Here is a 12,297-nt window from a genome sequence, read left to right as displayed (position 1 = left end):
ATGAAAGCAATTTGGAATGGTGCCATTGGCTTTGGTTTAGTCAATATCCCTGTAAAGATTTATTCCGCAACCGAAACAAGTAAGTTGGATCTGGATATGCTTGATAAATCTGATTTTTCAAATATCAAGTTTAAAAGAGTCAATGAAAAATCAGGTAAAGAAGTGAAATGGGAAAACATCGTAAAAGCTTATCTCATGGATGACAGATACATTGTTCTTGACGATAAAGATTACGAAGCAGCAAGTCCCGAAAAGAGTAAGATACTTTCTATTGATCAGTTCGTAAAAGAAGTGGAAGTAGACAGCGTTTATTTTGAAAATCCTTATTTTTTGGAACCTCAGAAAAACGGAGAAAACGCTTACCGCCTTCTAATGAAAGCTTTAACAGAAACTAAAATGGTCGGTATAGGAACTTTTGTTCTTCGTGAAAGTGAGGCTATCGGAATGATTCGACCCTATAATGAAGAGGTTTTAATTCTTAACAGATTACGCTTTAATCAGGAAATAAGGGATTATAAAGACTTAAAGATTCCACCTAAGAAAGCTCCAAAACCTGCGGAATTAAAAATGGCAGTAAGTCTTATTGAACAACTTTCCCAGGAGTTTGATCCTACTGTGTATAAGGATACCTATTCAGAAGCATTAATGAAAATCATCAAACAGAAAGCGAAGGGTAAGAGTGTAAAAGCCCAAAAGGCAGAGCCGACAAAAGAAGGTAAAGTCATTGACTTAATGGCACAATTGAAAGCCAGTTTACAAAGTTCTAAATCCAAAAATGCATCGTAATGGCTCTTAAAGATTATAACGAAAAACGGAAATTCAACGAAACCAGTGAACCAAAAGGGAAAACTAAGAAGAGTAAGGATCAACTTATTTTTGTAGTTCAGAGACATGCGGCATCACATCTCCATTATGATTTTCGATTAGAGATGGAAGGTGTCCTTAAAAGCTGGGCCGTTCCAAAGGGTCCATCATTAGACCCTAAAGATAAACGTCTTGCCATGATGGTGGAAGATCATCCATACGATTATAAAGATTTTGAAGGGAATATTCCTGAAGGCAACTATGGAGCCGGCCAGGTTGAGGTTTGGGACAGTGGCACTTACGAACCACTGGAAGAAAACAACAAGCTTTCCGATGAGAAAGAACTGTTAAAGGAATTACACGCCGGATCATTAAAATTTATTCTCCACGGTAAAAAATTGAAAGGTGAATTTGCTTTGGTTAAAATGAAAAACACTGAAGGCAATTCCTGGTTGCTCATAAAACACAAAGATGAATATGCAGAAACAAATTATGATGCTGAAGAAAACACTTCTGCAAAATCTTTAGTCACCAAATTTTTAGAGGAAAAAAAAAGCCTAAAAAGCAGCAGAAAGAAATCATAACGACTCAGCCAAGATTCAGAAACTTTAATGCTCTAACCAACGAAAAAAAACTTAAAAATTTCATCAGGCCAATGCTTGCAAAGTCCTTTGAAAAAGCGTTTGATGATAAAGATTGGATCTTCGAGATAAAATGGGATGGCTATAGGGCTATTGCTGATGTTAGTAATGATACGCCTCTGTTTTATTCCAGAAATGGCATTTCTTTCCTGGATAAATTTCAAAAGGTTTCAAGAGATTTCGATTCGCAAAAACATAAGATGATTCTGGACGGAGAAATTGTAGCTTATGACGAAAACGGAAAGCCCAGCTTCCATTTGCTACAACAGATCGGAGATAATCCTAACCTTGCTTTGGTTTACCAAGTTTTTGACCTTCTCTGGCTCAATGGTCATTCTACAGAAGATATCCCATTATTGCAAAGAAAGGAACTTTTAAAAGAGGCCTTGATTGAGACTGAAGTTATTAAATATTGCGACCACATTCCCGAAAAAGGAATTGACTTTTTCAATCAGATGAAAAAAATGAAGCTTGAGGGGATGATCGCAAAGAAAGCAAACAGCAACTATATTGAAAACCATAGAACCACGGATTGGCTCAAAATAAAATTTACGGATACTGAAGAAGCCATTATCTGTGGATTTACGGAACCGAGGGGCTCAAGAAAAGGATTTGGAGCATTGATCTTAGGAAAATATAGTAATGGGAAATTGATTTATTCCGGTCATACAGGAACAGGATTTAATAAAGAATCTTTAAACCAGCTTCATGAGAGATTGAAAAAATTAATTATAAAGAAATCTCCATTTGAAACTGTTCCTAAAACCAATATGCCTGTAACATGGATAAAGCCCGAATTGGTTTGTGAAATTAAATTTTCAGAAATTACAAAAGATGGTATTTTCCGGCATCCCGTTTTTATTGCGATCCGTGAGGATAAAGATCCCGAAGAAATAAAAGGTTCGACAAATACTAATATCCAAACTAACGAAAAACCTAAAGAAATGAAAGCTACAACCTCTTCTCCCAAAAAAGCGCCACATTCTGAAAAGGAAATAACGTTAAACCGACATTCTGTAAAGTTGACCAATCAGGATAAAATCTATTTTCCAAAAGATGGTATTACAAAAGGGAATGTTATTGAATATTATCAATCGGTAGCTGAATATATACTTCCGCATTTAAGGAACCGTCCACTTTCCTTAAACCGCTTTCCAAATGGAATTGAAGCCCAGGGTTTTTATCAAAAAGATGCCAGTGATAATATACCTGATTGGATAAAAACCACTCAAGTTTATTCAGAGTCCAATGATAAGTACATTGATTATATTTACTGTAATGATAAAGCCACCTTAGCCTATCTTAATAATTTAGGCTGTATCGATCTCAATCCATGGAACAGTTCGCTTCCTGATCTGGAACATCCAGATTATTTGGTTTTGGATCTTGACCCTTCTAAGAAAAATAGTTTTGATGATGTGATTGAGGCGGCATTACAGGTGAATGAAGTTTTAAATTCAATTAAAATTAAAGGCTACTGTAAAACTTCCGGAAGTACCGGAATTCATATCTACATTCCAATGGGTGGTAAATACGATTTTGACCAGGTGAAAGACTTCGCTCATATCGTGATGAAACAAGTTAATGAAAAGCTACCTAAAACAACTACATTAGAAAGAAACTTACAAAAAAGAGATGATAAGAAAATTTATCTCGATTATCTTCAAAACAGAACAGGTCAGACATTGGCGAGTGCCTACAGCTTAAGGCCTAAGGAAGGAGCTTCTGTTTCTATGCCTTTAGAATGGGATGAGGTAAAGCCAGGATTAAAACCAACAGATTTTACTATTCATAATGCTTTAGAAAGAATTAAAGAAAAAGGAGATTTATTTAAATCTGTATTGGGAAAAGGAATTGATATGATGAAAGCATTGGAGTTGTTACAGAATCTTAAGTAAGCTTTGACTGATGAGGATCATTTCAGCATTCAAGCCATGGTAATAAAAAAATTCCTGCATTTATAATTAATGCAGGAATTTTTACTATTTTTATTTATAACCGTTACTTATTATAAAGATGTACATCTCGTTGTGGAAAAGGAATTTCAATTCCAGCTTGATCAAGAGCTGCTTTACAGGTTATCATTAACTCTTCGTTCATCGCCCAGAAATTTTCATTGGTAGTCGCTACTCTTATAGATAAATTAACTGCACTATCTCCAAGTTCAGTTACGACCACTTGTGGGACTGGTTCTTTAAGTGCATATTCGTTATTCTTTATCACCTCCAGTAGTATTTCCTTTGCCTGTTTTAAATCGGCGTTATAAGAAACTCCTATGTCGAACCATGTTTTACGTGTTCCTAGCTGTGTGTAATTCGTAATACTTTTATTTGAAATTTCGCCATTAGGTATTACGATTAATTGATTTTGTGGAGTAATTAATCTTGTGTGGAAAACATCAATTGCATTTACCGTTCCTGAAACTCCCGAACTTGTGGAAATAAAATCTCCGATCTTAAATGGTTTCAATAATAAGATAAGTATCCCACCTGCAAAATTGGTCAGTGAACCTTGTAATGCCAATCCCACCGCCAAACCGGCAGCACCTATCATTGCAACAAATGCAGAGGTCTGTACCCCCAATTGAGTTACGACAACGATAAAGAGCAAAATATTGAGACTCCAATTAATAATATTCAAAAGAAAAAGCTGTAAGGACGGCTCCATATTGCGCCTTTTAAAGGCTTTTTCAACTAATTTCTTTATCATCCTTATGATCCATGATCCGATGAGATATATCAAGAACGCAGAGATTACTGCTGTAATAATCTTTGGAGCCCATGCAATAGCTGAAGCCATAAAGGTATCCCAATGTTGCTGAATGTTATTCAATTTTAGATCGTCCATCTTTGTATTTATTTAATTTTTGATATTTTACCCGTTTATTTACTCTCATTTTGTAATTAATTTTGAAAAATAACCTGCATCCAAAAAACAACAAACTCTAAACCTTTGGTTTAAAGTACATATTATAGTAAAAAAATAAATTGGATAGCAAAATAGCCCTGTTTCAGGCTTAATCAATGATCATTTTTGAAATTGAATCTTGTAAAAAGAAGTAATTAGAATTTTAAAAATACTGAAAAAAAAAGTAATCCACAATTTCTATGAAGTCTGCCTTTTGGAAAACCTATAAGCACAAAAACAACAAATAAATCTATTTATTCTATTTCATGAAAATAAATTATCAAAAATAAAAATTAAATGAAAAAAATTACGGCAATTTAGCAACAAGACTTTCAGGTAAAACTTTCAAAATATTATAAATTATCTTCCATTTAAGATTAGGTACAATGGTAAAAGAATTACCTGCATGAACAATGAACTTTGCTACATAGTCGGGTTCCATCATTAAAGAATCATTAAGCTCCAGACCTTCATTCATTTTAGTTCTGATATAGCCAATCACTAAAGCATTAACAATGACTTTTCTGGAAGACAGTTCTTGTCTTAGCCCCGCTAAATATTGTGTGAATGCAGATTTTGTGCTTCCATAAATAAAATTACTCTTTCTTCCTCTTACCCCTGAAAGTGAAGAAAGTCCAACAATTCTTTCCAATCTTTTATTACTTTCATCCATGGCTATAATATTAAGGATAGAGACTCCACCCATATAATTCACCTGCATCATCTGGTAAGTTCCTTTGAAATCTCGTAAAGCTTTTTGATTATCAACTAAAAAACCTGCGGCATAAACCACAATATCAGGTTTTACAGGAAGGTCATTATAAAACTTCTGATGAGAATCAAAATCAGCTGCATCAAAATATAAAACCTTTATTCTTGAAACATCTAAATCATTATCTCTTACAAAACTCTCCAAGGATTCCGTATTTCGCGATGCTGCAATAACAGAAAATCCCTTCTGCAAGTATTGTCTACCTGCCTGCTTAGCAACATCAGAATTAGCACCTAAAATAAGAACAGTTTTATTTGTATTTTGATTCATCAAGCAAAGATAGATTAAACCATAGATAAGTCAAATAATCAAATATTTATTAGCTATTCAAACTGGTATAAAAAAATCGGCGCGGTGAACAAAGTTCACCGCGCCGATACTATACGATTTAAACTAAAAATTATTTCTTTTCAGTTTCAATTACTTCTTTTTTCTCAGCAGTTTTTTCAGCTGCTTTTGTTGCTTTTTCTCCAAAACGAGTATCAGTAAATTCTCTTGATACTGCTGCTTTTTCGAATTTTAATTTTCCTGATAATGTTTCAATAACAAAACCATCATCCTGAATTTGAGCAATTCTTCCATGAAGACCAGAAGTAAGAACTACCCTACTTCCTACTTTCAGATTCTCCTGAAAGCTTTTTTCCTGCTTTTGTTTTCTCATTTGTGGTCTTATCATTAAGAAATAAAAACCGACAAACATCACACCCATCATGATCAGCATCATAGAAGATCCTCCACCTTGTGGCTGTGCTTGTAAAAATATGGTTAACGTATTCATTTTATTATGGTTGAATATTCGCTGTGAATGTTAATTTAATTGGAGCTTTTTCTACGTTAGCATATACATCAGCATATTTCTGAACGTTTCCATCGAAGTTTGAAGAATCAAAGTGTAATGTAATTTTTCCTTTTTTTCCAGGTAAGATAGGCTCTTTAGTAAAATCAGGAGCAGTACATCCGCATCCAGGTTTAACTTCAGAAATTACCAATGGATTTTTTCCGGTATTAGTAACTTCATATACATGCTGAACTTTATCTCCTTTTTTGATCTTTCCAAAATCAAAATTACTTTCTGATAGAGCAATTGATGTAGATGGCTGGTCAGACTTTACCGGAGCTGCTGCAGTTTCTCCAGCTACAGGAGCTGTTGCAGAGTCAGCAGGAGCTGTAGTTACAGCGGCAGAATCTGCTGCTATAGATTCAGCACCTTTAACTTCTTTGTTTTCTTTTTTACAAGAAACTAAACCAAAGCCTATAATAGACAAAGCGATAATTGATAACGTCTTTTTCATGTTAAATTCTATTTTGATCTTTACAATATTTATCTAAAATTCCATTAATGAAGATATTAGATCGATCAGTAGCAAATACTTTAGCAATTTCTATATATTCATTAATTATTACTCTTGAAGGCGTGAAAGGAAAATTATCAATTTCTGAAATAGCTGTAGATAAGATAACTTTATCCATCAAAGCAATTCTTTCCAAATCCCAGTTTTCTAATCTCTCACTTAATTTCTTCTCATTATTCTCCCAGTTATTCAATGTGTCTCTAAGAAGTTTACCCGCAAAGCTTTTATCATCTTCATCTTTGATCATTTTTATCAATGTTCTGCTTTCTTCGTCTTCTTTAAGGAAACCAATCGTTTTCTGAACCATTGAATTTGCTATGTGAATATCATCATACCAAGTTAATTCTTTATCACCAAGGTAATCATGAAAATCTTCATTTTCAGCGATATATCGCAAAAATAATTTCCCGATAAATTTTTGATCTTCTTCGAAAGAATATTCTTCCACTTTCATGAAATCCTGATAACGCTTTCCAGCAGTAATCCTTTGGAAAGTTTTTACCAATAGGTCATCATGCAAATCCCATTTTAATTCCTTATGTTGTCCTGTAAAGAAAAGTCTTTCTGGATTTTCTTCAAGTTTAATCAACACCTGGTTGCTAATAAATTTTTGATTGGGATTAATGTCAGAATCAGTCTTCAAATACTTCTTCTTCCCAATTTCCATTTGGTTTTCCGCAAGATCTTTAAGACCTACTAAAAAATTAAGTTGATAAATATAGAGATGATAGATTTTTTCTATACTAGAAAACATGTTTTTCTCTAAAACATCGAACTTAATGGGATTCTGGTAGTATGAATATACATTTTCTACCACTTTTTCACGGATTTGTCTTCTTCCTAACATTCAAAGAGCTTTTTATGGGTGCAAAGATACAAAATTTAAAATTTATGAAATTCGTAGTGTGAAGGTATTTTTGTAATTTTGTAAAACTATATGAAAGCTTTAAAAACTCTGAACCCTTACTTTTGGAAACACAAAATATTATTGTTTTGGGGGTTATTATTCATCATCGCCAGTAATTTCTTCAATACCTATAAGGTTCAGTTTGTGGGAAAATCCGTAGATGAGCTTACAAAAGGAGGACAGATGGGTTTTAATAAGCAGGTATTGATTTACGTTGCTATCATTGTAGGCTGTTCATTATTGACAGGATTCTTCACTTTCATGATGAGGCAAACAATTATCGTTGCTTCAAGAAGAATTGAGTACGAGTTAAAAAATAAGATTTACAGACATTATCAGGAATTATCTTTAACTGATTACAAACAAACTACCATCGGAGATCTCATGAACAGGTTAAGTGAAGATGTAGTGGCTGTAAGAATGTATCTTGGCCCTGGTGTCATGTATGTTGTGAACCTGGTAATTTTGCTTCTTATCACCAGCATCTATATGATAAAAACAGATGTTTCAATGACCTTATGGACATTGTTACCACTTCCCATATTATCATATCTTATATTTAAGGTAAGCTCGATCATCAATAAAAAGTCAAAAATCATGCAGAAAAGCCAGTCTGGCATTTCGACTTTTGTACAAGACAGTTTTTCGGGGATCAGGGTTGTTAAATTCTTTGCCAAAGAAAATTACATTAAAAAAAATTACGGTATTAAAGTTACCGACTATCAGGATAAGGCCTTAGATCTAGCCAAAACGGAAGCCTATTTTTTTACAATTATCCTATTTGTAATAGGACTTTTAAATGTAGCGATCATTGTAATTGGTGGCCAAAAATACATTGCCGGAGAATTGAGCATCGGAAAAATCGCTGACTTTTTCATGTATATTAATACTTTGATATTTCCATTTTCAATGGTCGGATGGGTAACTTCGGTTAATCAGAGAGCGGAGGCTTCTATGCAAAGAATTAATGAATTTTTAGATAAAAAATCTGAGATCACTAATAAGAATTTCGATGACTATTCTATTAAAGGTGACATTGAATTTAGAAATGTTTCTTATGTTTACCCAAATACAGGAATTAAAGCTTTAGAAAATCTAAGTTTTACAATTAATGCAGGACAATCACTAGCCATTATGGGAAAGACCGGAAGCGGAAAGTCTACTATAGCATTACTCCTTTGCCGTCTAATTGATCCTACGGAAGGAGAGATCTTGATTGATGGTAAAAACCTTAAAGAACACAATCTTGAGGTTTACAGAAATTTTATAGGTTATATTCCTCAGGAAAGTTATTTGTTTTCTGATTCTATTGAAAATAACATTGGTTTTGCGATTGACAATCCTTCGCATGAAAAAGTAGTTGAATATTCAAAAATTGCTGATGTTCACAAAAACATTATAGAGTTTAAAGAACAATACAAAACTACGGTTGGAGAGCGTGGAGTGATGCTTTCGGGGGGCCAAAAACAAAGAATTTGTATCGCAAGAGCATTAATTAAGGATCCAAATATCATTATTTTTGACGATTCTTTATCTGCTTTAGACACCGAAACAGAGCAAAATATTCTTGAAAATATTGACACTAAAATCAATAACGCAACATCCATAATCATCACACACAGAGAGTCTAGCGCTCAAAAAGCTGATAAGATCATTAATCTTACCGAAATTACCAATTCTGTAACTGCTTAGCCGATTCATTCAAAATTGTTAAATAAATCATAAAAAAAATTTTGTGATTAAAAGAAATCTTTTATATTTGTTCTTAACAAGATTAAAAAATATCTAACAATGAGTGAATACAAGGAACGCCATGAAAATGAAATTTTCACGAAGGTGTTAAAAGCAGGAAGAAGAACATATTTCTTTGATGTGCGTGAGACGAAAGCAGGGGATTATTATCTTACAATTACCGAAAGTAAAAAGAATTTCGGAGAAAATGGAGAGGCTACATTTGAGAAACACAAAATATACCTTTACAAAGAAGATTTTAAAAGTTTCCAGGAAATGTTCAATGAGTCAACAGATTTCATCATTAATGAAAAGGGTGAGGATGTAATTTCAGAAAAACATGACAAAGACTTCAAAAGCAAGTCTTATACTATAGATTCTGACGACGAAGTTTAAAAAAAAGAATATCTAAAAACACAAGCATCTGAAAAAAGGGTGCTTTTTTTGTGTCCAAAAATTCTAAAAGTGACCATTTTCCTTATTAAATATTTAAAATAAAAAAGTACACTTTTGAAAAGTGTACTTGTATGCTGTTAGCTGCTATAATCTCGAACCATTTTCTGACTCTTGCATTGTTTTTATTCCACAACTTTGATAGAAGTAAGCCATACAGTATAATACATTTCTTAGTTTTTAATAAATTTTTTAACGGCATCACCATTGTTTGTAATTACTTTAATCAAATAAGTACCAACTTGATAATTTGACACATCAAGTTGAACATCTTTTTTATTTACCTTTTCAGCTTTCAATACCCTTCCTGCCATGTCATAAAGTTCAATAGATTTAATATTTGAGTTTGAATTTTTAACGGTGATTATTGAATGAGCTGGATTTGGAAAAACTTCAATATCATCGTTCTCAAAATTTAATGCTGATAACCCAAGCAGAGAAGCAGGAATTAGAGAAACATTGTCTAAAAAATAATATGCATCAGGACCATTGCTATTTTGAAATTGAACATTATTTAATCCCCCAATATAAAGGTATTTTAAATTCGGGTTGCTGCCAGTTGTAAATGTAAAAGTAATTGTTTCCCATTCAGTTGCCGAAGTAGAGCTTGAAAACGTTGGATTTGTCAAAAAAACTTTATCCGAAGTTATATTTGAAGTTGGAATAATTCCGCCTGTTGTTAACTCTAAATTAGCATCTGTAATAAATACTTGAAATTTTATGCCGTTTAATAAATAATTATCAGCCTTTGATACATCAAAAGACAATTGATATTTAGTGTTCGGCAGCAAAGAACTCGTTAACTCGGTTTTTAAAGATTCACTATAAACATTTTGTAATAAAGCAGGTCTATTTGAAGAGATAAACATTCCGACATAAGCTTGGTTTCCACTGATTTTATCGGCCTGATTACCAAATACGTTTGAAGGAATGCTTACTTGTGGATATGTTGAATCTGAATTAAAGTAATCAGGAGATGGGAAATAACTTGGAGATTGCCAACCACATGATTTATACAGTTGACTGGTGTAACTGGGAGCGTAACTGTGTTCTTCAAAATCACCATTTCTAACCAAATTGGGTTGAGTAACACTTGTACAATGATTGAAAACATTAACATAAATATAGGTAATGTTTCCACGTTGCCCAGTTATATTGTCAAATGGCACATACCGTAACAGATGAACACCCGGGACATAAGATTTGAATGTAAATGAAGTGGGGGTAATTCCTGATATAATTGCATCCGGATCATATAAATCCTGAACAAATTCAAAACTTAAATTGGACGATGAACCACTAGTATAATCATTACTCAATATTCCATCTATACTAATATTTGTGCCTCCATTGCCTTGATAAGTATAAACTCCATTTAAAAATCCGTCATTAACTCCGCCAATTGATATTCCTCCACAACTTGCGACCCCATAATTTTTGTAGGTAAAGTTGCTAGTACTTCCAAAAGTTCCTTGAAGACTATAACCAATATCACATAACACCTGTCTTTCTTCACTTGTTAAAGTTCTTTTAGCGAAAAAACTGGAAGCCCGGTCGCTCATCATAAAATACTGATCGTTAGAATTCCCGTTGTAACAAGCGTCTTCAAAATGACTTAAGCTACCTCCATTTTCAAAACACGGCGGATTGTAAACAGGCACTGTAACATTACCAACATACTTCATCGAACTTGAACAATTAAAAGAACCACTATTGCCGTTAAATTCAGGTGGAAATACATTGCAGCTCGGAAATAAAACAGGACCTGGAATAGCTAAATTATAATTAAAACCATACATTTGGCCACCAATTGCGGGAGAATTTATAATTAATGATACATCTGAACTTGTTTTCAAATTTTTATCATATCTCGTAAAATAATTTCCCGGATTATTAAAGAAAGAACTGTTTCCATTATATCTCATTAAACTATTAACCCCCAAAGCATGTGTAACTTCATGAATTATTGTGGAGTAAAAATCAAGATAATTAGCTGGATATGCCGTAGCTGTATTATATTTATTATAATCTAAATTCCAGTTTACTGTTCCTGTAAAATTAAAACATGCCCAACCGTGATAGAACTCACCGACACTATTTGTGTTAATAATAGGAAGAACAGTATTAGAATACGAATCAACTCCGGCATGTATCGTCTTCCAGATTTCATTATCTAAAATTCCCCCAAAATCAATATTTTGATTACTAATTCCGGCTGAAAATGTTGGAAAACTATAAAAGGCACTTGCAGAACTACCTTTATTTGAGGACAACCCTACAGTTGTTGGATTTCGTATCCAAAACTTCACCTTATTTCCTGTGTTTTTTAAAGGAGTGTTGATAAAATCAGAAATATCCAGAAATGCCTGAAGTATTATAGACCTTCTTTGGTCATGAACCGCATTTCCGACAATTTCCATACCACTTCCATTTTCAAAATAAAGCTCAAAAATACCTGAAGTGAAAGACTGTGCATTTAATATTGTTTTTCCATTTTCTGTAGAATGAGGTTTTATAATTTCAATTTCGGATAATTTCAATATTCGACCTTCATTATCGAAAACTTGGTCAAAAATCCCATTTGGTGTATGGTAAATTTCAGAAGCTTTTTTATCCTGTGCAAAACCCAAACAACTTATAAACAGCACTATATAAATAAACTTATATAATTTGTGAAAATTAGAATGAATCGATTTTTCCTTGTCTAGATAATTTTCCATTGACGTTTAA

Annotated in this window: 11 protein-coding genes; 5 read left to right on the top strand and 6 right to left on the bottom strand. The window is 33.2% G+C overall.

Translation table 11 applies throughout. The features are described from left to right. From ku to ligD, 3 genes are all read left to right on the top strand, one after another. Positions 1 to 786, top strand: coding sequence for a non-homologous end joining protein Ku (ku, locus tag J7E44_RS07910; RefSeq protein ID WP_214827564.1), 786 nt, complete (start codon positions 1 to 3; stop codon positions 784 to 786). Continuing rightward, entirely contained in the window at positions 786 to 1,388 is a 603-nt protein-coding gene (locus J7E44_RS07905) for a DNA polymerase ligase N-terminal domain-containing protein (protein ID WP_214827561.1), read from the top strand. Before ku ends, J7E44_RS07905 begins: the two co-directional genes overlap by 1 nt. Positions 1,389 to 1,459: 71 nt before the next feature. Beyond that, positions 1,460 to 3,343, top strand: coding sequence for a DNA ligase D (gene ligD, locus J7E44_RS07900; RefSeq protein ID WP_214827557.1), 1,884 nt, complete (start codon positions 1,460 to 1,462; stop codon positions 3,341 to 3,343). A 103-nt stretch (positions 3,344 to 3,446) separates the two neighbouring features. Here ligD and J7E44_RS07895 read toward each other — a convergent pair whose 3' ends face one another. From J7E44_RS07895 to J7E44_RS07875, 5 genes are all read right to left on the bottom strand, one after another. After that, a complete protein-coding gene (locus J7E44_RS07895) occupies positions 3,447 to 4,292 on the bottom strand; it encodes a mechanosensitive ion channel family protein (protein ID WP_214827554.1) in 846 nt (281 codons plus the stop codon). A gap of 367 nt (positions 4,293 to 4,659) precedes the next feature. Beyond that, complete coding sequence (locus J7E44_RS07890; protein WP_214827550.1) at positions 4,660 to 5,394, bottom strand: SDR family NAD(P)-dependent oxidoreductase; 735 nt, start codon at positions 5,392 to 5,394, stop codon at positions 4,660 to 4,662. Positions 5,395 to 5,524: 130 nt separating this feature from the next. Beyond that, positions 5,525 to 5,902, bottom strand: coding sequence for a preprotein translocase subunit YajC (gene yajC / locus J7E44_RS07885; RefSeq protein ID WP_214827545.1), 378 nt, complete (start codon positions 5,900 to 5,902; stop codon positions 5,525 to 5,527). 4 nt (positions 5,903 to 5,906) lie between these two features. After that, positions 5,907 to 6,416 carry a DUF1573 domain-containing protein gene (locus tag J7E44_RS07880; RefSeq protein WP_214827544.1) on the bottom strand — a complete coding sequence of 170 codons (510 nt, stop codon included), beginning with the start codon at positions 6,414 to 6,416 and terminating at the stop codon, positions 5,907 to 5,909. A gap of 1 nt (position 6,417) precedes the next feature. After that, the gene (locus tag J7E44_RS07875; protein WP_214827543.1) at positions 6,418 to 7,323 is read right to left on the bottom strand and encodes a transcription antitermination protein NusB; all 906 of its coding nucleotides are present in this window, start codon (positions 7,321 to 7,323) and stop codon (positions 6,418 to 6,420) included. 90 nt (positions 7,324 to 7,413) lie between these two features. Here J7E44_RS07875 and J7E44_RS07870 point away from each other — a divergent pair, with 90 nt between their 5' ends. Next, positions 7,414 to 9,075, top strand: a complete 1,662-nt coding sequence (locus J7E44_RS07870) for an ABC transporter ATP-binding protein (protein WP_214827542.1) — start codon at positions 7,414 to 7,416, stop codon at positions 9,073 to 9,075. Between the two features lie 99 nt (positions 9,076 to 9,174). Further along, positions 9,175 to 9,510, top strand: a complete 336-nt coding sequence (locus J7E44_RS07865) for a DUF3276 family protein (protein WP_034679055.1) — start codon at positions 9,175 to 9,177, stop codon at positions 9,508 to 9,510. A gap of 230 nt (positions 9,511 to 9,740) precedes the next feature. Here J7E44_RS07865 and J7E44_RS07860 read toward each other — a convergent pair whose 3' ends face one another. Further along, entirely contained in the window at positions 9,741 to 12,287 is a 2,547-nt protein-coding gene (locus J7E44_RS07860; protein ID WP_214827538.1) for a T9SS type A sorting domain-containing protein, read from the bottom strand. Positions 12,288 to 12,297: the final 10 nt, after the last annotated feature.

It is taken from the genome of Chryseobacterium sp. ISL-6, assembly GCF_018613715.1.
Lineage (GTDB): Bacteria > Bacteroidota > Bacteroidia > Flavobacteriales > Weeksellaceae > Chryseobacterium > Chryseobacterium paludis.
Note: the sequence above shows the minus strand (reverse complement) of the source record. Positions and strands in the feature narration are given on the sequence as shown.

Coding starts and splice junctions, on each gene's coding strand:
- ku (WP_214827564.1), top strand. CDS start 1: ATGAAAGCAATTTGGAATGGTGCCATTGGCTTTGGTTTAGTCAATATC.
- J7E44_RS07905 (WP_214827561.1), top strand. CDS start 786: ATGGCTCTTAAAGATTATAACGAAAAACGGAAATTCAACGAAACCAGT.
- ligD (WP_214827557.1), top strand. CDS start 1,460: ATGCTTGCAAAGTCCTTTGAAAAAGCGTTTGATGATAAAGATTGGATC.
- J7E44_RS07895 (WP_214827554.1), bottom strand. CDS start 4,292: ATGGACGATCTAAAATTGAATAACATTCAGCAACATTGGGATACCTTT.
- J7E44_RS07890 (WP_214827550.1), bottom strand. CDS start 5,394: ATGAATCAAAATACAAATAAAACTGTTCTTATTTTAGGTGCTAATTCT.
- yajC (WP_214827545.1), bottom strand. CDS start 5,902: ATGAATACGTTAACCATATTTTTACAAGCACAGCCACAAGGTGGAGGA.
- J7E44_RS07880 (WP_214827544.1), bottom strand. CDS start 6,416: ATGAAAAAGACGTTATCAATTATCGCTTTGTCTATTATAGGCTTTGGT.
- J7E44_RS07875 (WP_214827543.1), bottom strand. CDS start 7,323: ATGTTAGGAAGAAGACAAATCCGTGAAAAAGTGGTAGAAAATGTATAT.
- J7E44_RS07870 (WP_214827542.1), top strand. CDS start 7,414: ATGAAAGCTTTAAAAACTCTGAACCCTTACTTTTGGAAACACAAAATA.
- J7E44_RS07865 (WP_034679055.1), top strand. CDS start 9,175: ATGAGTGAATACAAGGAACGCCATGAAAATGAAATTTTCACGAAGGTG.
- J7E44_RS07860 (WP_214827538.1), bottom strand. CDS start 12,287: ATGGAAAATTATCTAGACAAGGAAAAATCGATTCATTCTAATTTTCAC.